The organism is Caballeronia sp. S22 (genome assembly GCF_964261745.1).
Lineage (GTDB): Bacteria > Pseudomonadota > Gammaproteobacteria > Burkholderiales > Burkholderiaceae > Caballeronia > Caballeronia jiangsuensis.
In genome coordinates this window covers 898,221-918,448 of sequence record NZ_OZ180035.1, presented here as the reverse complement: position 1 = coordinate 918,448, position 20,228 = coordinate 898,221, and the positions used below count along the sequence as shown (strand labels likewise).

The 20,228-nt window shown below is 63.4% G+C and carries 16 protein-coding genes; 9 read left to right on the top strand and 7 right to left on the bottom strand.

Going from position 1 to position 20,228, the window contains the following annotated elements; translation table 11 throughout:
- Nucleotides 1-45: 45 nt before the first annotated feature.
- Nucleotides 46-1,341, bottom strand: a complete 1,296-nt coding sequence (locus ACEN42_RS04320; protein ID WP_035503173.1) for an MFS transporter — start codon at nt 1,339-1,341, stop codon at nt 46-48.
- Nucleotides 1,342-1,548: 207 nt separating this feature from the next.
- Here ACEN42_RS04320 and ACEN42_RS04315 point away from each other — a divergent pair, with 207 nt between their 5' ends.
- The 3 genes from ACEN42_RS04315 (at nt 1,549) to ACEN42_RS04305 (ending at nt 4,032) form a co-directional block, all read left to right on the top strand.
- Nucleotides 1,549-2,061 (top strand): N-acetyltransferase family protein, encoded by a 513-nt coding sequence (locus ACEN42_RS04315; RefSeq protein WP_371880725.1) that lies wholly within the window; start codon nt 1,549-1,551, stop codon nt 2,059-2,061.
- Between the two features lie 211 nt (nt 2,062-2,272).
- On the top strand, nt 2,273-3,244 hold the full coding sequence (locus ACEN42_RS04310; RefSeq protein WP_371880724.1) for a hypothetical protein: 972 nt from the start codon (nt 2,273-2,275) through the stop codon (nt 3,242-3,244).
- Between the two features lie 53 nt (nt 3,245-3,297).
- The gene (locus ACEN42_RS04305; protein WP_371880723.1) at nt 3,298-4,032 is read left to right on the top strand and encodes a DUF2968 domain-containing protein; all 735 of its coding nucleotides are present in this window, start codon (nt 3,298-3,300) and stop codon (nt 4,030-4,032) included.
- A gap of 67 nt (nt 4,033-4,099) precedes the next feature.
- Here the strand turns inward: ACEN42_RS04305 and ACEN42_RS04300 are convergent, their stop codons facing one another.
- The 5 genes from ACEN42_RS04300 to ACEN42_RS04280 all read right to left on the bottom strand — a co-directional run bounded on the left by ACEN42_RS04300 (nt 4,100) and on the right by ACEN42_RS04280 (nt 11,342).
- Nucleotides 4,100-5,506, bottom strand: coding sequence for a gamma-glutamyl-gamma-aminobutyrate hydrolase family protein (locus tag ACEN42_RS04300; RefSeq protein WP_371880722.1), 1,407 nt, complete (start codon nt 5,504-5,506; stop codon nt 4,100-4,102).
- 161 nt (nt 5,507-5,667) lie between these two features.
- The gene (locus ACEN42_RS04295) at nt 5,668-7,425 is read right to left on the bottom strand and encodes a cation:proton antiporter (protein ID WP_250483933.1); all 1,758 of its coding nucleotides are present in this window, start codon (nt 7,423-7,425) and stop codon (nt 5,668-5,670) included.
- Between the two features lie 186 nt (nt 7,426-7,611).
- Nucleotides 7,612-7,950: a P-II family nitrogen regulator gene (gene glnK, locus ACEN42_RS04290; RefSeq protein ID WP_008342452.1), complete on the bottom strand. Its 339-nt coding sequence runs from the start codon at nt 7,948-7,950 to the stop codon at nt 7,612-7,614.
- 138 nt (nt 7,951-8,088) lie between these two features.
- Nucleotides 8,089-10,143, bottom strand: a complete 2,055-nt coding sequence (locus ACEN42_RS04285) for an NAD(+) synthase (protein WP_371880721.1) — start codon at nt 10,141-10,143, stop codon at nt 8,089-8,091.
- A gap of 56 nt (nt 10,144-10,199) precedes the next feature.
- On the bottom strand, nt 10,200-11,342 hold the full coding sequence (locus tag ACEN42_RS04280) for a GNAT family N-acetyltransferase (RefSeq protein WP_187605872.1): 1,143 nt from the start codon (nt 11,340-11,342) through the stop codon (nt 10,200-10,202).
- Between the two features lie 170 nt (nt 11,343-11,512).
- On the opposite strand from ACEN42_RS04280, the gene ACEN42_RS04275 reads away from it, so the two are divergent.
- Nucleotides 11,513-11,806 carry a GIY-YIG nuclease family protein gene (locus ACEN42_RS04275; RefSeq protein WP_238212572.1) on the top strand — a complete coding sequence of 98 codons (294 nt, stop codon included), beginning with the start codon at nt 11,513-11,515 and terminating at the stop codon, nt 11,804-11,806.
- Between the two features lie 51 nt (nt 11,807-11,857).
- On the opposite strand, the gene ppa is transcribed toward ACEN42_RS04275, so the two are convergent.
- Nucleotides 11,858-12,385 (bottom strand): inorganic diphosphatase, encoded by a 528-nt coding sequence (ppa, locus tag ACEN42_RS04270; RefSeq protein WP_035503159.1) that lies wholly within the window; start codon nt 12,383-12,385, stop codon nt 11,858-11,860.
- A gap of 218 nt (nt 12,386-12,603) precedes the next feature.
- Between ppa and ACEN42_RS04265 the strand changes: the two genes are divergently transcribed.
- From ACEN42_RS04265 to urtB, 5 genes are all read left to right on the top strand, one after another.
- Nucleotides 12,604-14,043 (top strand): aldehyde dehydrogenase family protein, encoded by a 1,440-nt coding sequence (locus ACEN42_RS04265; protein WP_371880720.1) that lies wholly within the window; start codon nt 12,604-12,606, stop codon nt 14,041-14,043.
- An 11-nt stretch (nt 14,044-14,054) separates the two neighbouring features.
- Entirely contained in the window at nt 14,055-14,831 is a 777-nt protein-coding gene (locus tag ACEN42_RS04260) for an SDR family oxidoreductase (protein WP_035503154.1), read from the top strand.
- A 178-nt stretch (nt 14,832-15,009) separates the two neighbouring features.
- Entirely contained in the window at nt 15,010-16,326 is a 1,317-nt protein-coding gene (locus tag ACEN42_RS04255; RefSeq protein WP_187605875.1) for an MFS transporter, read from the top strand.
- 905 nt (nt 16,327-17,231) lie between these two features.
- Nucleotides 17,232-18,539, top strand: coding sequence for an urea ABC transporter substrate-binding protein (gene urtA / locus ACEN42_RS04250; protein WP_238212574.1), 1,308 nt, complete (start codon nt 17,232-17,234; stop codon nt 18,537-18,539).
- An 81-nt stretch (nt 18,540-18,620) separates the two neighbouring features.
- The gene (gene urtB / locus ACEN42_RS04245) at nt 18,621-20,225 is read left to right on the top strand and encodes an urea ABC transporter permease subunit UrtB (RefSeq protein WP_371880719.1); all 1,605 of its coding nucleotides are present in this window, start codon (nt 18,621-18,623) and stop codon (nt 20,223-20,225) included.
- The last annotated feature ends 3 nt before the right edge of the window (nt 20,226-20,228 follow it).

Below are 20,228 nucleotides of genomic sequence, written 5' to 3'. Positions count from 1 at the left end.
AAAATCCCGGTCGAGACGGGGATTTTTTTCGACCTTTCGCTTGCATCAGGCCGTCTTGTACTGATTGCGCGCCTCGGGCGAGCGATACAGCACGAGCGTCGCGATCAACCCGCAGATCGCCGCCAGGCCCATCCACAGGCCGGGCGCGGCCTTGTTGCCGGTTGCGTGGATCAGGTACGTCGAGATCGCCGGGGTGAAGCCGCCGATGGTCGTCGCGAGGCTATAGGCCATCGAGAATCCGGTCGTGCGCACATCGACGGGCATCACTTCGGTCAGCGCGACCACCATCGCGCCGTTGTAGCTGCCGTACAGGAACGAAAGCCACAGTTCGCACATGAGCAGGCGCGCGAACGACGGATCCGCGACCAGCCATTGCACCACCGGATACGACGTCAGAATGGTGAGGATCGTGAACACGAGCAGCACCGGACGGCGCCCCACCCGATCCGACACCGCGCCCATCAACGGCAGCCAGATCAGATTCGAGAGGCCGACGCACACCGTGACGACGAGCGCATCGGTGGCGGAGAGCTTCAGCACTTCCTTGCCGAAGGTCGGCGTGTAAGCGGTGATCATGTAGAACGACACGGTCGTCATGATGACCATGCCCATCCCGGCGATCACGATGCCCCAGTTCTGCGCGATCGAGCGCGCGATCTCGCCCATGCTCGGCCGATGCTTTCTCGCGAGGAACTCATCGGTTTCACGCAGCGAGCGGCGGATGATGAAGAGGAACGGCACGATCAGGCAGCCGATCAGGAACGGCACGCGCCAGCCCCAGGCGGTCATCTGCTCGGGCGGCAAGAGGCGGTTCATGATCACGCCGATCAGCGCCGCGAACACGACCGCGACTTGCTGGCTGCCGGACTGCCAGGAACAATAAAAGCCCTTGTTGCCCTTGGTCGCGATCTCGGACAGATACACCGACACGCCGCCCAGTTCCACGCCGGCCGAGAAGCCTTGCAGCAATCGTCCGCCCAGCACGATGATCGGCGCGAGCGCACCGATGGTCGCGTAGCCCGGCACCAGCGCGACGCACGCGGTGCCGACCGCCATTAGCCCGAGCGTGAGGATCAGGCCTTTGCGTCGCCCGTGATGGTCGATGTAGGCGCCGAGCACAATGGCGCCGACCGGCCGCATCAGGAAGCCCGCGCCGAAGACGGACAGCGCGAGCATCAGCGACGCGAACTCGTCGCCGCTCGGAAAATAGGTCTTGGCGATCGCGGAAGCGTAATAGCCGTAGACCATGAAGTCGTACATTTCAAGGAAGTTTCCGCTGACGACGCGAAATACAGACTTGAACTTGGATTCGTTGGCTGGTGCGATGTGGGTCGTGGACATGACTTTCTCGGGGAACTAGGGGCGCACTTCAGTTCTGCGCGAACGCACGGCGACTGAAGCGGGGTCTCTTTCGTTTTTTGTAAATGCGACGCCCTCAATCTTAACGCCGCACCGCCCATGACTGCACATAACTTCGCGCAACATCACGTCAAACAACCTTTAAATACGATTACATTCGCCTAACTTCAAGCTGACATACGAGCTAACATGACTCCGAAAATCACGTTGCGCGCGGCGACTGTGGACGACACCGCGCTCATCGCATCGATGCATAAGCGAAGCTGGGCATCGGCGTATCGCGGCATCCTGCCGGACACTTATCTCGATCGCGATCTGCAAGGCGAGCGCGTCGCTCACTGGAATACGCGCATGAAGGATGTCGCGGCGGGAGCGGCGAGCGTGTTCATCGCGGAACACGAAGGGGAACCGGTCGGCTTCATTTGTCTCGTCGAACCGGACGAAACCGGCAGCGTGCTCGTCGACAATCTTCACGCGATCCCGGGTCATCGCGGCCTCGGCACAGGCACCGTGATGCTCGACGAAGCCGCGCGCTGGGCTCGCTCGCGCGGCGCGCGGCAACTGTATCTCTCGGTGCTCGAACAGAACGCCGCGGCGATCGGCTTCTACGAATCGCGTGGCTGGACGTGCGCCGAACGCGAAGCGGACCACGTGGGCGGCATCGACGTCTTCTCATTGCGTTACGTGTTTCCGCTCGACTAAGCACAAGAAGATCAAGTCAGTCAATAAGCATTCCTGTCAAAAATAGACAATAGGAATTTTCTGGTCGTCGGGCACATAACGGTTTCGTATGATCGCGGGTCGAAATTCTGGCCATCTCGCGCCGAACCCGCGGCGCTATCTCCATGCGCCGCGATGGTCCGTGCGGGCCGTCTCGTTTGCCCGCGCCCGGGCGCATGCATGTGGAATCTTCATGTCCGAACCCTTGATCTTAGTGGAAGGCAATCTGCGTCTGCCGACGCTGCGCGCGCTGACGGAGCCGTCCTTGAACTTCGGATTCGAGTGGTCGCCTGCGCGCTCGCGCCCCGTTCAAACGCCGTCAGAATTCGCGCTCTTCGCGGCACGCCTCGTCACGGCCTATGTGCCGGCTCTGAGCCTGTCCGACATCCACTCGCCTTATCGCGCGACGAGCCTGTGGGGCATCTTCGCCAAGGAAGACATACCGCGCGCGATGCTGAACCTGACGCAAGGCTCGAACGCTCAGGACGATGCCGACGTAACCCGCGCCGAACCCGTTCATCTGACGGTCAATGCACCGGCGCACGCTCGCGGACATGGCTTCAAGCTGGTCGTCGGCGCCATCGCGGCTGCTTGCGGCGTGCTCATCCTATGGATGCTGTTCGCTCATCCACCGGTCTCGCGCCGCGTCGCGCCCCCCGCGCCAGCCGAAGAAACCGCGACTCGCACGCAGCCGGCCCAGCCGGCAGCGCCTACCGGCCAGGCAGCGCGGGTCGAGCAGGAATCGGAAACGCCGATGCCGCCAGCAGTCGCCACGCCGCCGAGCGCGGACAGCCACACCTTTGAGACCATCGGTTCGGCCGCGACCAAAACCGAGGTTGCATCCGCCGCAACCGAGCCGGAAGAGGAACTTGTGCATGTCGTCGCGCCAGCGGAAGATCGCAAGCACATCGCCCGGGTAAAAGCCGTGCTGACGCCCCACACGAAGCGCGCCGTACATGTCGCTCAAGCATCCGGCGAGCGCGTCGTGAAACCGGCGGCGCCGCGGCGCGTGCGTGCGGCATCGGCTGAAAAAATCGCGAGCGGGCCGTCGAAGGCTTCCTTGTCGATGGACCCGGCCACGCTCTCCTCGATGCTCCAGCATTCACCGACCCTCGACAGCAACGCGGCCTCGTCCGGCCGCGGCGCTGCCAATGGCGCGCGCTGACCAGCGCAATACGCACCGCCAGCCCGATCAACCATTCCGGTCACGACGCCAACATGACGCAACTCAGCTATCTCCGTTACGCGACGCTCACGCTCGCCCTGTCCTTCTGCGGCCTGTTTGTGCCGTTCACGAACACGCTCGCCGCGCCCGCGACGGCGCAAGCTGCCGCAAAAGCAGTTCAGCCTGCGCCCACGACAAACGAGCCCGCACAGGCCGCGCTCGTCGACCTGTCCGATCTGAACGCCGATTCGAACGCGCCGCGCGTCGAAGGCAACATCGCCGAGTTGCAGAACCTCGTGCAAGCCGGAAGCCTCACGGAATTGCGCGCCACGCGCAACGGCAGCTACGGCGCGAAGCTTTTCTTCCTCGCGCAGGAGATGGTGTACTACGTCGCGCTCTCGCAGGACGCGCGCTGGTGGCGTGTCGTCAAAACGCAGGATACGGTCCGCGCCGAATCGATCTACGCGCAGTTCTCGCGCAAGAGCTTCGAACTCGCCGATGGCGAAATCCGCCGCACGCAATTGCAGGCGCAGAAGGCGCTGCTCGATCGTGTGATCGCGAAATCGGCCGATCGGGCCAACCGTCTCACCGCCGATCTCCAGCTCGCGCAGCAGCAGGATTCGCAAGTGTCGCAGCGTCAGCAGCAACTGCAGGCCGAATCCGCCGTGCTGCAAACGGATAAGCTGGATGCCGAACGCAAGCTGCGCGCGCTGCAGATGCAGGTCGAACAGCTTCAGAAGCAGACGGAAGCGGGACTCGCGCCGGTGAGCGCGACGCCATCGCGCTGAAAACGAAAAAGGCCCGCTCAATTCGAGCGGGCCTTTTGCTTTGCGACGTGCCGAAACGCGCTTCGACTCAGAAGCGCGTTTCTCGCGCGACGCGCAGAAACGTATCGAGCAACGGCGTGCAATCGAGAAGCTCCGCGCCGCCCGCCCGATGAAACTCCGGGTGCCACTGCACGCCGACGACAAACGGCGCCTTCCGGTAGCGCACCGCCTCGATGATCCCGTCCGAAGCCGACACCGCCTCGATGTTCAGATCGCGCCCGATCGATTTCACCGCCTGATGGTGGATCGAGTTGACGATCGCCTCGCGCTGGTTCGGGAACATGTTGACGAGCGTCGAACCATCGGGGAAGCGGATCGAATGGCGATGCTGGTCGTAATGCTCGCTGACGTGAAGGCCAGCCGTCGGCACATCGGTCGCGATATCGCCGTAGAGCGTGCCGCCGAACGCCACGTTGATCAGCTGACAGCCGCGGCACACGCCGAGCACGGGCTTGCCCGACTCGACGAATTCGTGCAGCAGTTCCAGTTCGTACATGTCGCGCACGCGATCGCCCGGCCATTCGGGACGCGTCGTCGCTTCCTCGTAGGACTGCGGAGAGACGTCGGCGCCGCCTTGCAGCAAGAGGCCATCGAGATGCTTCGCGTAGTCGCGCAAACGGATATTGCTCGGATGCAGCATGCCCTGGTGGCCGACCGTCGGGATCATGAACACGAGCACATCGCGCGACATGACCCAATGCGCGATCGATTCTTCGAGGTATTGCAGCGTCTTGCCGCGCAGTCCTTTCGCACCCGGCTCGGGATGAAAGATGCGCGCCGACACGCCGATGCGCAACGTTCGCTGCGTGATGCGCTGCCCCGCGCGATCGAAAATCTGACGCGCACGCGCCGCGACGATCCGGCCGAACACCGACCACGCAGAGTCCGAGTGCTTGAGATACGCGGGCTGTGCCGGCGCTGCCGCCTGTTCGTGCAAGGGCAGCGGCGGCGGATTGAGCTTGCCGAAGTCCGGCGCTTCCGCGAATTCGGGCGGCAGGACGGTCGCGCGGCCACTCGGGGAATCGGATGAAGCGGATTGCGCGCTGGCCGTGCTCGCGGCTTCCGCTTCGGTCGCGGCTTCGAGATTCTCGGCGAGACTCGCTCGGGGTTTGCCGGATGCGCACTGCTGTTCGCGCACCGCGGCTTCCTGCGCGGCAGTCGCGCTCGCCGCCGCTGCACGCCCTTCACGGGAGGCCTGCTGCGCTTCGTCGCGCCGGGCCTGCGCGGTATCCACCGGTTCGACGTTCGATGCGCTCGAAGGCGCATCCGTCGATGCCCGCTCGGTCGCGCTCGCCTGCGGGCCGGGCGCGGCGGCCGCTGCCGCCGCTTCGGGTGACGCCGTGGGATTCGCGCTTCGCGGCGCGGCTTGAGAGTCGGCGCCGGCGCGGCGCGCGTCGGTGCTGCTTGCGTCGTTGGACGTTTTGTTATCGCTCATTCCGGATTCAGGCGCTTGAACGCCATATGGAGAATGCACAAATTCCAATTATCCGCCTCAGACCAGCACGGGGCAAACCAGCACACATTTGGTCACATTGGCTCACATTATCGCGGGAACCCGCGATGAGCCGCTGTCAGGGCTATCCCGTGAAGCAAGCCTTAATGATCGCGCGGTTCCTCGAAGGTTTCGCGCAAGGCGATCTGCATCGTCGCGTGGATTTTCACGCACCAGCGCCACAGCACGGTGAGCAGGAGCGCCGCGCACAGCAGCACGCCGACCATCAGGCCGAACGGCGGCAGGATGCCGCCCGAGAGCGCCGCGACGAGCAGAAAGACGCCGAACATCGCGACGATCGGAATCAGCCCGGAGATCGCCGAGCGGATCGCGCGCGTGAAGCGCCCCGCTTTCGCGGGCTGCACGCTCACTTCGGCGAGCAGCAGCGCGAGCGATTCGAGCTTGCGATACACCGCGACCAGAAACGGCAGCGCGACCACGAGCGCCGCGCTCCACAGCACGACACGCTGCGCGTTGTCGGTATCGAGCCAGCGCGCGAGATAGCCCGACGCGAACGGCGCCGAATACGACGCGCCCAAGAAGATCGCCGCGACGAGCGCGAGATTCACCGCGATCTGCACAACGATGCGCCGGGTCATCGAGAAGAGCGTCGGTCCGCCGGAGACGGGCGTGAGGCTCGCGAGCCACTGCGAGTAGAGGCCGAAGGTATGCGCGAGCGGTGCGGGCATCGCGCGGGCGAGGCGCATCGTGAGCGGATCGGCGGCGCGGATCAGATACGGCGTGAAGAGCGTCGTGAGCGCGGACACGGCCACCGCGATCGGATAGAGAAAGCTGCTCGTGACCTTGAGCGACAGCCCGAGCGACGCGATGATGAACGAGAACTCGCCGATCTGCGAGACGCTCATGCCGACGCGCATCGACGTGCGCCCGTCCTTGCCCGCGAGAAAGGTGCCGAGCCCGCACGAGACGATCTTGCCGAGCACGACGGCGAAGGTGATGACGGCGATCGGCCACGCGTAATCGACGAGCACGGCCGGATTCAGCAAGAGTCCTATGGTCACGAAGAAGATTGCCGAGAACATGTCGCGCACGGGCGCGATCAGATGCTCGATGCGCGCGAGATGCTTCGACTCCGCCATGATCGCGCCGATCAGGAACGCGCCGAGCGCGATCGAATAATCGAGCTTCACGACGAGCAGACAGAAGCCGAAGCAGAAGCCGAGCACGGTGACGAGCAGCATCTCGTCACTCTTCGCGCGCGCCACGTAATTGAGCGCGCGCGGCACCGTCAGAATGCCGACGACGAGCGAAACCGTCATGAAGAGCAGCAGCTTGCCGAGCGTGACGGCCGCGACGCCCGCGCTCACCGAACCTGTCTGCGCGATGCCGGAGAGCAGCACGAGCATCGCGATCGCGAGAATATCCTCGACGATCAGAATGCCGAACACGATCTGCGCGAAGTTTTCGCCCTTCATGCCGAGCTCGGAAAGCGCCTTCACGATGATCGTCGTCGACGAGATCGCGAGCATCGCGCCGAGAAAGAGCGAATCCATCGCGTTCCAGCCGAACCATCGCCCGATCTCGTAGCCGACCCAGATCATCAGCACGATTTCCGACAACGCCGCGACGATCGCCGTCGCGCCGACCTTGAAGAGCTTGCGCAGGCTGAATTCGAGCCCGAGCGAGAACATCAGGAACACGACGCCCAGTTCGCCGAGCGTCTGGATCGTCACTTCGTCGTGAATGAGATTGAACGGCGGCGTGTACGGCCCGATGATCACGCCCGCGGCGATATAGCCCAGCACGACCGGCTGCCGCAGACGATGAAACAGCACCGTCACGACGCCCGCGATGGCCATGATTACCGCAAGATCCTGAATGAAGCCGATCGCGTGATGCATCAAACGATTCCTTACAAAGAAATAACCGGAATTCGATGTTACCGCACGGACGGGGCAATCCGAGGTCGGCCGATGAATACGCGCGAAAAAAACGGGCATCGCGCTGGTGCATGCGCGAATCGAAGGACGAAGGAAAAAGGCCCGCGCGAACGGCGGGCCGGATCGGCGAAAACGAAATCGCGGCGCTCAGACCGCCGCTTCGTTTTCCTCGCCGGTGCGGATACGGATCACGCGCTCGACATCGGCGACGAAGATCTTGCCGTCACCGATCTTGCCGGTGCGCGCGGCGCCGATGATCGCATCGATGACCTGATCGGTTTGATCGTTCGCGACGACGACCTCGATCTTCACCTTCGGCAGGAAGTCGACGACATACTCTGCACCACGATAAAGCTCGGTATGCCCCTTCTGGCGGCCAAAGCCCTTCACTTCCGTGACCGTGAGACCCGTGAGGCCCACTTCGGCGAGCGCTTCGCGGACTTCGTCGAGCTTGAACGGTTTGATGATGGCGGTGATACGTTTCATGGCGTGCCTCGCGTAAAGATCGATTCAAGGGGTTCGAAAAAACGTCGTGCCCCGCGTGGGGCAGATGTTTTCGATTCTAGCCGCGTTTCATCGCGCAAGCGGTCCGGAAAATCGCGAGGTGTCCGGTAACGAGCGATATCACTCTTTCTCGGGGACGCGTTCGAGGTCCTTGAGCCACACCGTCGCCTGTCCGTCGCTCGGCGCGCGCCAGTCGCCACGCGGTGAAAGCGAGCCGCCCGAGCCGACCTTCGGCGCGTTCGGTATGCATGAGCGCTTGAACTGGCTCGTGCGGAAGAATCGATCCAGAAAGATCCGCAGATTCTTGCGGATCTCGCCGAGGTCGTATTGATTGCGCGCGACCGTCGGACCTTCGGGCCACGCACCCGCATCGCGATCGCGCCACGCATGCAGCGCGAGAAACGCGACCTTCGTTGGTGCAAAGCCGAAGCGCAGCGTGTAGTAGAGGTTGAAGTCCTGCAATTCGTACGGCCCGATGACGCTCTCGGTCTTCTGCTCGACCACGCCGCTCGTCTTGCCGGGAATGAGTTCCGGACTGATGTCGGTGCTCAGCACGTTTTCGAGCACGTCGGTTCCGGTGCCGCCGATCTGCCCCGACTCCGCGACCCAGCGCACCAGATGCGTGATCAGTGTCTTCGGCACGCTCGCGTTGACGTTGTAGTGGGACATGTGATCGCCCACTCCGTAGGTGCACCAACCAAGTGCGAGCTCGCTCAGATCGCCCGTGCCGATGACGATCGCGTTGTTGAGGTTCGCGAGCCGGAACAGGTGGCTCGTGCGTTCGCCGGCCTGAACGTTCTCGTACGTGATGTCGTACTGCTCGGCACCCGAACTGTGCGGATGGCCGATGTCCGTCAGCATCTGCATGCAGCTCGGCCGGATGTCGATCTCGCTCGCCGTGCAGCCGACGACTTCCATCAGCTCGCGCGCCTGGCGCAGCGTGCGATCGCTGGTCGCGAAACCCGGCATCGTGTAGGCGAGGATGTTCGAGCGCGGCAGTCCGAGACGATCCATCGCCTTCGCGCACACGAGTAGCGCATGCGTCGAGTCGAGCCCGCCCGAAATGCCGATGACGACTTTCGACATGCCCGAAGATTGCAGCCGCTGCAACAGCGCCTGCACCTGAATGTTGTAGACCTCGTTGCATCGTTCGTCGCGGCGCGCGGCGTCGGCGGGCACGTAGGGAAAGCGCGCGACGCGGCGTTCGAGCGGCAGTTTCCCGTCGATGGGAACCGTCAGCGGAAATTCGACGACATCGAACTGTTCCACTTCGCTTGCGTGCCGGTGCGTCGATCGGCCGAACGTGGTTTGCCGCATGCGCTCGCGCGAGAGCCGTTCGAGATCGACATCGGCGAAGATCAGATGCGACCGGTCCGAGAAGCGCTCGGACTCCGCGAGCATCTCGCCGTTTTCGTAGATGAGGCCCTGCCCGTCCCACGCCAGATCGGTGGACGATTCGCCATTGCCCGCCGACGTGTACAGATACGCCGCGACGCAACGCGCGGACTGCTGCCCGACGAGCTGATGCCGATACGCCGACTTGCCGACGACGATATTCGACGCCGACAGATTCACGAGCACCGTGGCGCCGGCGAGCGCCGCGAACGACGACGGCGGAATCGGCACCCACACGTCCTCGCAAATCTCGACGTGGAATCTGAAGAGCGGCAGGTCTTTGATCTGAAACAGCAGCGACGCGCCGAACGGCACATCCTGACCGCAGAGCGTGAGCGTGTTCGTCGCGGCGGCATCAGCGGGGCTGAACTGACGCGCCTCGTAAAACTCGCCGTAGTTCGGCAGATAGCTCTTCGGCACGACGCCGCGAATGAAGCCGTCGGCGATGACGATCGCGCAATTGAAGAGCTTGTGCTCCGTCTTGACCGGCGCGCCGACGATCATCGCGATATTCAATCCCTTCGAAGCATCCAGAATGCTTTGCAGTGCGTCTTCGCAGGCATCGAGCAAGGCGCGCTGATGGAAGAGATCGTCGCAGGTGTAGGCGGAAATGCCGAGCTCGGGAAACGCGACGAGAACCGCGCCGCGCGCGGCCACCTCTCTCGCCAGTTCGATCGTCTGCGCCGCGTTGAACGCGGGATCGGCCACCTTGCAGGACGGAACGCCCACCGCGACGCGCGCGAAGTCGTGGCTGTACAGGTTGAAGAAGTTTCTGCTCATGGTCGGGATGGATGTGCGTGCGCGTGTTGCAACGAAAGGTCTCGTCGATTATCGCATCAGGTTTTCTTCCTGAACGGCGTATGCGCTTCGAGTTCCTCGATATGCTGATCCATCGCCTGCGTCTCGGCATCGAGAAACTCGGCGATCGCGTGCGCGAAGCGCTGATCGGCGATCCAGTGCGCGGACCATGTCGGCGTCGGCAGCAGACCGCGCGACATCTTGTGCACGCCCTGCGCGCCGCCCTCGAAACGCGCGAGCCCATGTTCGATGCAGTACGCGATGCCTTGCATGTAGCACGTCTCGAAGTGCAGCCCCGAGATGAACTCGCGCGTGCCCCAGTAACGGCCGTACATCGTGTCGCCGCCGATCATGTTGAGCGCGCACGCGAGCCGCGCGCCGTCTGCTTCGGCGATCACGAGCAGCATGCTGTCGGGCGCATCCGCATGAATCCGGCCGAAGAACTCGCGCGAAAGATACGGCGCATTCCAGTGCTCGCGATACGTGTTGTCGTAGCAATCGTAGAAGAAATCGAGCGCGCTTTCGTCGATCTCCTTGCCGCGCAGCCACGTGTACGTCACGCCCGCTTCCGTCACGCGCCGACGATCCTGCTTCACCTTCTTGCGCTTGTCGTGACTCATCGTCGCGAGAAAGGCGTCGAAGTTTTCGTAGCCGTCGCCGGGCAGATTTTCCCAGTGGAACTGCACGCCTTCGCGCAGCATGTAGCCCGCATCCGTCAGCGCCGCGACATCCTGCGCGTGCGGAAACAGCACATGAAGCGACGAGAGTTCGAGACGCCGCGTCAGTTCGATGGCCCCACGCGCGAGCAATACGCGATCCTCGTGATGCGCGGCGATGAGGCGCGGGCCGGTCACCGGCGAGAACGGCACGGCGGACAGCGCCTTCGGGTAATAGCGCAGGCCGTGGCGCTCGAAGGCGTCGGCCCACGCGTGGTCGAACACGTACTCGCCGCGCGAATGCGACTTCAGATAGAGCGGCATCGCGCCAGCGAACTCGCCGCCGCGCTTCAATACCAGATGATGCGCGCGCCAGCCGGTGCGCTTGACGGCGCACCCGGTCTCCTGCAACGCCGAGAGAAACGCGTGACGCACGAACGGGTTATCGCCGGCGAGCCGGTTCCAGTCGTCGGCCGGAATTTCGTCCAGCGCATCGACCACATGAATTTCGACCTCGCGATTCAACAGGCTACCTCGCTGAAATATCGATGAGCGCTAGCCGTGCAAAGCCGCGCCCGAAAGCGGCTATTCTCGCGCAAGTCGCTGCGGCACGCCGAAGCGGACAAAAGCACCCCGACGCGGTGCTTTCGGCGATAATGCGCGGCAAATCTTTCATCGAGCGCCGACGAAACGCGATGCCGTGGTTCCTCTATCTGATCGAATGCGCCGACGGCAGCCTCTACACGGGCATCGCAACGGACGTCGAAGCGCGCTTCTGCGCGCATGCGAGCGGCAAGGGCGCGCGCTATACGCGCGCAAGAAAACCGCTGCGTGTGCTCGCGTCGTTCGAACTGGCGGGGAGATCGGAGGCGTTGCGCGCCGAATATCGCGTGAAGCGACTGACCGCGCAGCAGAAGCGCGCGCTGATCGCGGGAGAGCGGACGCTCGAATCGTTGTTGCCCCGGGTCGAGGCAAGCGAAGAAGAATAAAAAACGCCGCCGCGTTTTGGCAACGCGGCGGCGTTTCGTCTAAAAGCGCGCTTACTTCTTGAAGTTCGCGACGCCTTCCGAGATTTCCTTGTGCGCGGCGTCGATGCCCGCCCAGCCTTCGACCTTCACCCACTTGCCTTTTTCGAGCGACTTGTAGTTCTCGAAGAAGTGCTTGATCTGGTCTTTCAGATATTCGGGCACGTCGTCGATCGACTTGATGTTCGCCGTCATCGGGCAGATCTTGTCGTGCGGCACGGCGACGAGCTTCGCGTCCACGCCGGATTCATCGGTCATCTGCAGCATGCCGAGCGCACGCGCGCGCACGACCGAGCCTGCCAGCAGCGGGAACGGCGTGATGACGAGCACGTCGACCGGATCGCCGTCGCCGGAGAGCGTCTGCGGGATGAAGCCGTAGTTGGCGGGATAGCGCATGCCGGTGCCGATGAAGCGGTCGACGACCAGCAGGCCCATGTCCTTGTCCGCTTCGTATTTGACCGGATCGCTCTGCGCGGGAATCTCGATGATGACGTTGAAATCCTGCGGGAGATCCTTGCCGGGAGGTACGTTGTTGAAGCTCATGAGCACTCTCTGGAGAAGTTGAGGTCGGAGATGGAATCGCACGGGCGGACGGTCATTCGCGAACCGCCGCGGCCCTCGCGCGCGTAGATGCGTGATTGCGTCATTATAGCCAATCGGTTTGCGCGTCCTTTGCACGCACGGCGCGGGGCGGGCGTTGGCGCGATAATCGGAAGCGGCATCGAATTCCGGCAACAGAAACCCGTATTCAGGAGACATGCATGGAAGACGCGAAGCATTTCATCAATAACCGATGGGTCGCGCCATCGGGCAACGAGACGATTCCCGTCGTCGATCCATCGGACGGGCAGATTTTCGCGCAGATCGCGCGCGGCACGTCGGCCGATATCGACCGCGCGGTCGCCGCCGCCCGCGCCGCGTTCGAAGGCGAATGGGGCGCGATGAGCGCCGTCGAGCGCGGACGCATTCTCGCGCGCCTGTCGATGCTGATCGCCGCGTGCCACAAGGACATCGCGCAGATCGAGGCGCGCGACACCGGCAAGCCGCTGAAGCAGGCGCGCGCCGACGCCGCCGGCATCGCGCGCTACTTCGAGTTCTACGCGGGCGCCGCCGACAAGCTGCACGGCGAAACCCTGCCCTATCAATCCGGCTACACCGTGCTCACGATCCGCGAGCCGCACGGCGTGACGGGCCATATCGTGCCGTGGAACTATCCGCTGCAGATTTTCGGGCGCAGCGTCGGCGCCGCGCTCGCGACCGGCAATGCGTGCGTCGCGAAGCCTGCCGAAGACGCGTGCCTGTCGCTGTTGCGTATCGCGGAACTGGCGGCGGAAGCGGGCCTGCCCGACGGCGCGCTCAATATCGTCACCGGCTATGGACACGAAGCGGGCGCGGCGCTCGCGCGGCATCCGGGCATCGATCACATCTCGTTCACGGGCTCCCCCGCGACGGGCGCGGCCGTTACCAAAATGGCCGCCGATAACCACGTTCCCGTGACGCTGGAACTGGGCGGCAAGTCGCCGCAAATCGTGTTCGCCGATGCCGATTTCGACGCCGCGCTGCCCGTGCTCGTCGCCGCGATCGTGCAGAACGCGGGGCAGACGTGCTCGGCGGGCAGCCGCGTGCTGATCGAGCGCGCGGCCTACGAGCCGCTTCTCGAGCGGCTGTCGCAGGCGTTCGCGGCGCTGAAGGTCGGCCCGAGCAAGCTCGATCTCGACTGCGGCCCGCTCATCAGCGCGAAGCAGCAGCAGCGCGTGTGGGACTTCCTGTCCGATGCCCAGCACGACGGCATCCCGATGGCCGCGCACGGCGAAGTCGTCAGCGATGCGCCCGAAGCGGGCTTCTATCAGGCGCCCACGTTGCTGCGCGACGTCCCGCCGACGCACCGTCTCGCGCGCGAGGAAGTGTTCGGTCCGGTGCTCGCCGCGATGCCCTTCGACGACGAAGCCGAAGCGCTGAAACTCGCCAACGGCACCGACTACGGCCTCGTGGCCGGCATCTGGACACGCGACGGCGCGCGGCAGATGCGCCTCGCGCGCCGCGTGCGCTCGGGGCAGGTGTTCATCAACAACTACGGCGCGGGCGGCGGCATCGAATTGCCGTTCGGCGGCGTGAAGCATTCCGGACACGGACGCGAAAAAGGATTCGAGGCGCTGTACGGCTTCACGACGTTGAAAACCATTGCCATCAAACACGGATAACGGGAGACGATATGCGACTGCAAGGCAAGACGGTGATCGTGACGGGCGGCGGTTCGGGATTCGGCGAAGGCATCGCGAAGACCTTTGCGCGCGAGGGCGCGAACGTCGTCGTCAACGATCTCAACGGCCCGGCCGCCGAACGCGTGGCGAGCGAGATCGCGCTTGCGTCGTCGGCGGAAGTGAAGCACGGGCGCGCGATCGCCGTGGCGGGCGACGTCACCAAACGCGCCGACTGGCAAACGCTCTTCGATGCGGCCATTCAGGACTTCGGCAGCGTGCAGGTCGTCGTCAACAACGCGGGCACGACTCATCGCAACAAACCCGTGCTCGACGTGACCGAAGCCGAATTCGACCGCGTGTACGCGGTGAACGTGAAGAGCATCTACTGGAGCGTCGAACAGTTCGTGCCGTACTTCCGCGAGCAGGGCGGCGGCGCGTTCATCAATATCGCATCGACGGCGGGCGTGCGGCCGCGTCCCGGACTCGTCTGGTACAACGGCAGCAAGGCGGCGGTCATCATCGCGAGCAAGGCGCTCGCGGTCGAACTGGGCCCGGACCGCATCCGCGTGAACTGCATCAATCCGGTGATGGGCGAAACCGCCCTGCTTTCTGAGTTCATGGGCATGGAAGACACGCCCGAGAATCGCCGGAAGTTCCTCGCGACGATTCCGCTCGGCCGCCTCTCGACGCCGCAGGACATCGCCAACGCGGCGCTCTACCTCGCCTCCGACGATGCCGAGTTCATCACCGGCGTCGCGCTCGAAGTGGACGGCGGGCGCTGCGTCTGAGCGATGCCAGGCGCACGCCGCGCGACGAATGCGGCGTGCGCCCAAACATCCGTGCTTTCCCTAGCAAGAACAAGCGCTTGGCGTGAATGCCGACGGGCTAGAATCCTTACGCGTCTGTAATCGCGAGCGGGCCCATCCGCTCGACCTAAAGCGCTAAAAACTAGAGGAGACAAGCAACATGGCCAGCACCGCCAATCCCATGCCCCGCCCCGGCGCGGGCGTGCCATCGGCCTTCGAGGAGGCGACGTATCGCAAGGTCGCGTGGCGGCTCTCGCCGCTTCTTCTGATCTGCTATGTGGTCGCGTATCTGGACCGCGTGAACGTCGGCTTCGCGAAACTGCAGATGGCCGCCGACCTGCAACTTTCGGACGCCGTGTATGGCTTCGGCGCGGGCATTTTCTTTTTCGGCTACTTCATCTTCGAGATACCGAGCAACGTGATCCTGCATCGCGTGGGGGCGCGCGTGTGGATTGCGCGGATCATGATTTCGTGGGGCATCATCTCGGCGCTCACGATGTTCATCACCACGCCGACGATGTTCTACGTGATGCGCTTTCTGCTCGGCGCGGCCGAAGCGGGTTTCTTCCCCGGCATCATTCTTTATCTGACGTACTGGTTTCCCGCGCGCAGACGCGGGCGCATGACGACGCTCTTCATGACGGCCATCGCGTTGTCCGGTCTGATCGGCGGCCCGATCAGCGGCTGGATCATGAAGACCTTCGACGGCGTGCACGGCTGGCACGGCTGGCAATGGCTGCTGTTGCTCGAAGGCATTCCGTCGATCATCGTGGGTTTCTTCGTGTTTGCGCTGCTCGACGATCGCATCGCGAAAGCGAAGTGGCTCACGCAGGAAGAACGCGAGCTGCTCGAGCGCAATATCGTGGCGGATAACGTCGCGAAGGAAGATCATTCGCTTGGCAAGATTCTGTCGAGCCCGAAGGTCTGGCTGATGAGCCTCATCTACTTCTCGTTCGTGATGGGACTTTACGGCGTGAGCTTCTGGCTGCCGACGATCATCAAGTCGATGGGCGTCTCCGATGCCTTGCAGGTCGGCCTGCTGTCCGCGATTCCGTATGGCGCGGCGGTGATCGGCATGCTGTATGCGGCGCGCAGCGCGGACCGGACCGGCGAGCGTCGCTGGCATATCGCGATTCCGGCGTTCATCGGTGCGATCGGGCTGGTGCTGTCGGTGGTGTGGTCGTCGAACACGACGCTCGCGATGATCGGCCTCACGCTGGCGACGATGGGTATTCTCACCACGCTGCCGTTGTTCTGGAGTCTGCCGACGGCATTTCTCGCCGGTACCGGTGCGGCGGCGGGGATCGCTATGATCAATTCTTTGGGTAACCTGGCCGGGTTTTTGAGTCCCTATCTCGTTGGATGGCTCAAGCAGGTGACCGCGTCTACCGCGAGCGGGATGTATATGCTTGCAGGGTTTCTCGTGCTTGGTGCGGTGCTCGCGTTGAGCGTGCCGGCGCGAATGGTGAATCGTTGAGGTTTTTTGCTGGGGCTTTGTGTTAATGGGCTTTCGTGGAATCCCGATTTCGCGGTGGTCTATTAGCACTGCCTCTCCCCGGGGCGGGGGTCACTTTCTTTGCTGCTGCAAAGAAAGTAACCAAAGAAAGCAGCTTCTCACCGCCCGCTGTCACACGCACGTTGGCCACGCTTGCCAGCCCGCAGTGGCCCTCGCCTAAGTGTCGCCCCCATAGGCCCAACCGGGCTTGGCTCGCGCACGGTCTGACACATCGCACAACATCACGGACTGGTTCAGCACCATATAGCTCCAGCCCGCTTCGCGGCCGACCGGTCAATCGGGTTTGCGCGTACCTTCGTGCTAACGCCGCCATCTCAACGCACTGCACATGTGATCCGTTGGTTTCCCTTGCATACCCAACGGCAGCGCGTAGCGCTGTGCCGAAGCTATTTCGTGCTGAACCAGCACGCCAAAACATTTGGTGCGGCAGACCGTGCGCGAGCCAAGCCCGATTAGTCCTACGAGGGCGACACTTAGGCGAGGGCCACCACGGGCTGGCAAGCATGGCCAACGTGCGTGTGACCGCGGGCCTGAACGAGCTGCTTTCTTTGGTTACTTTCTTTGCAGCAGCAAAGAAAGTGACTGCCGCCCCGCACAGGGGCAGTGCTAATAGACCGAAACGAACACGGGATCTGGCAACAGAATAAGCAAAAACAAAGCGAACCCGCACCGCAACGATGCACGCACGCCCCGACGTGCACCAAAACCCCGCCGCCTACTGAGTATCCCGCTCAGTAAAAACTCCGCTGTACGAGCATCAAACCCTTACCCCAAAAGCATTCCACCCCAATTGGCATAACCCTTGCAGAACGATCCGAGCAATCGTCATTGCTCAAACAAACACATCGGCAAGGGGAACACTCATCATGAAACGACGCAGTCTGCTGAAGTTCGGCTCCATGTCGGGCGCGCTCGCCCTCGCGGGTCAGCTTCCGATCACGAAAGCTCAGGCCGCCGATACGGGTCCGATCAAGGTCGGCATCCTGCATTCGCTGTCGGGCACGATGGCGATCTCCGAGACGTCGCTGAAAGACACGGCGCTCATGACCATCGCCGATATCAACAAGAGCGGCGGCGTGATGGGCCGACAGCTTCAACCCGTCGTCGTCGATCCGGCTTCGAACTGGCCGCTCTTCGCCGAAAAAGCGCGTCAGCTTCTCACGCAAGACAAATGCGCGGTCGTGTTCGGCTGCTGGACGTCGGTGTCGCGCAAGTCCGTGCTGCCAGTCTTCGAGGAACTCAATGGCCTGCTCTTCTACCCCGTTCAGTACGAAGGCGAAGAGATGTCGCGCAACGTGTTCTATACAGGCGCGGCGCCGAATCAGCAGGCGATCCCCGCCGTCGAATATCTGATGGGTCCGGAAGGCGGCAGCGCCAAGCGCTTCTTCCTGCTCGGCACCGACTACGTGTATCCGCGCACGACCAACAAGATCCTGCGCGCGTTCCTACACTCCAAGGGAGTCAAGGATGCGGACATTCAAGAGGTCTACACACCATTCGGACATAGCGACTATCAAACCATCGTCGCGAACATCAAGACATTTGCCCAAGGGGGAAAGACAACTGTCATCTCTACGATCAACGGCGATTCGAACGTACCGTTCTACAAGGAGCTCGGCAACCAGGGCCTGAAAGCGACCGACGTGCCCGTCGTCGCATTCTCGGTCGGCGAAGAAGAGCTGCGCGGCATCGACACCAAGCCGCTCGTCGGCCACCTCGCCGCATGGAACTACTTCATGTCGGTGAAGAACACCAACAACTCGAAGTTCGAGAAGGAATTCTTCGAGTACGTGAAGGCGCAAAACCTGCCGGGCGGCGACAAGCGCGTGACGAACGATCCGATGGAAGCGACCTTCGTCGGCATCCATATGTGGAAGCAGGCCGTCGAAAAAGCAAAGAGCGCCGACGTCGACAAGGTGCGCACCGCGATGATCGGCCAGACCTTCGCCGCGCCCTCGGGTTTCACGCTGTCGATGGACGGCAATCACCATCTGCACAAGCCGGTGATGATCGGCGAAATTCGCGGCGACGGGCAGTTCAACGTCGTGTGGAAAACGAAGACCGCGGTGCGCGCGCAGCCGTGGAGTCCGTATATCGCGGGCAATCAGGGCAAGCCGGATATCGTCAGCTCCATTCCCGCGTTCCTGCGCCGGCAGCGCGTGCAGGTCGCGTAATGCAGTGATGGTTTGAAGCAGTGAGGCCGCGCGTTCGTTCGTGATTCGCGCGGCCGTCCATGTCTCATCAGAAAGGCCATCATGACCGGTTCAATCATGCGGGTATTGCTCGCGCTCTTCATCGCGATCGCGCCGTTCAGCGCCCATGCACTCTCGAACGACGATCTCGCCCCGCTCGCCGGCGACGACTTCGACGCCAAATCCGCCGCCATCGACAAGCTCATCGCCAATGCGGATGCGCCTTCGGTCGCCGTGCTCACCGCGTTGTCCGATGGCTCGCTCGTCGCGACCGACAACGGCCACGTTTATATCCAGTCCGACGACGTCAACAAGGACCCGCTCACCGGCAAGACCGTCGAAGCGCCCGACGCGCAGCAGATCACGCTCTCCAACACCCTGCGCACGAAAGTCGCCGGCGCGTTGTCGGGCCTGCAGCTCGCCTCCGCCGACACCGCGAAACGCCGCGACGCGATCGCAGCGCTTCTCAAGAACCCCGACGCCTCGATGAAGCCGCTGATCGACCGCGCCCGCGCCATCGAGAAAGATCCCGAACTGAAGAAGCGTCTCGACACGCTCTGGGCGATGACCGCCCTTCACGATCCCGACGCCGGCAAGCGTCTCGAAGCGGCGCAACTCGTCGCGGCGCGGCACGATCTCGACATGTACGAGCTGCTGCGCCCGATCGTCGCGAAGAAAGCGGACGGCTCGTTCAACGAACCCGACGAGAGCGTGCGCAACGCGGCGCAGGAAGGTCTGTACGCGCTCGATTCGATCCAGCGCCGCAGCGAAATCTTCGGCACGATCTTCGCGGGCCTCTCGCTCGGCAGCGTGCTGCTGCTCGCGGCGCTCGGCCTCGCGATCACCTATGGCCTGATCGGCGTCATCAACATGGCGCACGGCGAGTTCCTGATGATCGGCGCATATGCGACCTATGTCGTGCAGAACCTCGTGCAGCATTACGCGCCCGCCGCGTTCAACTGGTATCCGCTGTTCGCGGTGCCCGCGTCGTTCGTAGCGGCGGCGCTGGTCGGCATCGTGCTGGAAAGGCTCGTGCTGAAGCATCTCTATGGACGTCCGCTCGAAACGCTGCTGACGACTTTCGGCGTCAGCCTGATCCTCATTCAGGCGACGCGCACGCTCTTCGGCGCGCAGAACGTGCAGGTGACGAATCCTTCGTGGATGAGCGGCGGCGTCTCCGTGATGCAGAACCTGATCCTGCCGTACAACCGTCTGACGATCCTCGCGTTCTCGCTCGCGGTGGTGGCGATCGCGTGGGGCGTACTCACCAAAACGCGTCTCGGTCTGTTCGTGCGCGCGGTGACGCAGAACCGCCGCATGGCCGCGTGCGTCGGCGTGAAGACCGCGCGCGTCGATTCGTATGCGTTCGCGTTCGGCGCGGGCATCGCGGGACTCGGCGGGTGCGCGCTCTCGCAGATCGGCAACGTCGGTCCGGATCTCGGCCAGAGCTACATCATCGATTCGTTCATGGCGGTGGTGCTCGGCGGCGTCGGCCAGCTTGCGGGCACGGTGATCGGCGGCTTCGGGCTCGGGCTCGTGAGCAAGACCGTCGAGCCGTTCTGGGGTGCGGTGCTCGCGAAGATCGCGGTGCTCGTGCTCATCGTGTTGTTCATCCAGAAGCGTCCGCAGGGCATGTTCGCCCTGAAGGGCCGCAGCGCGGAGGCCTGAGCC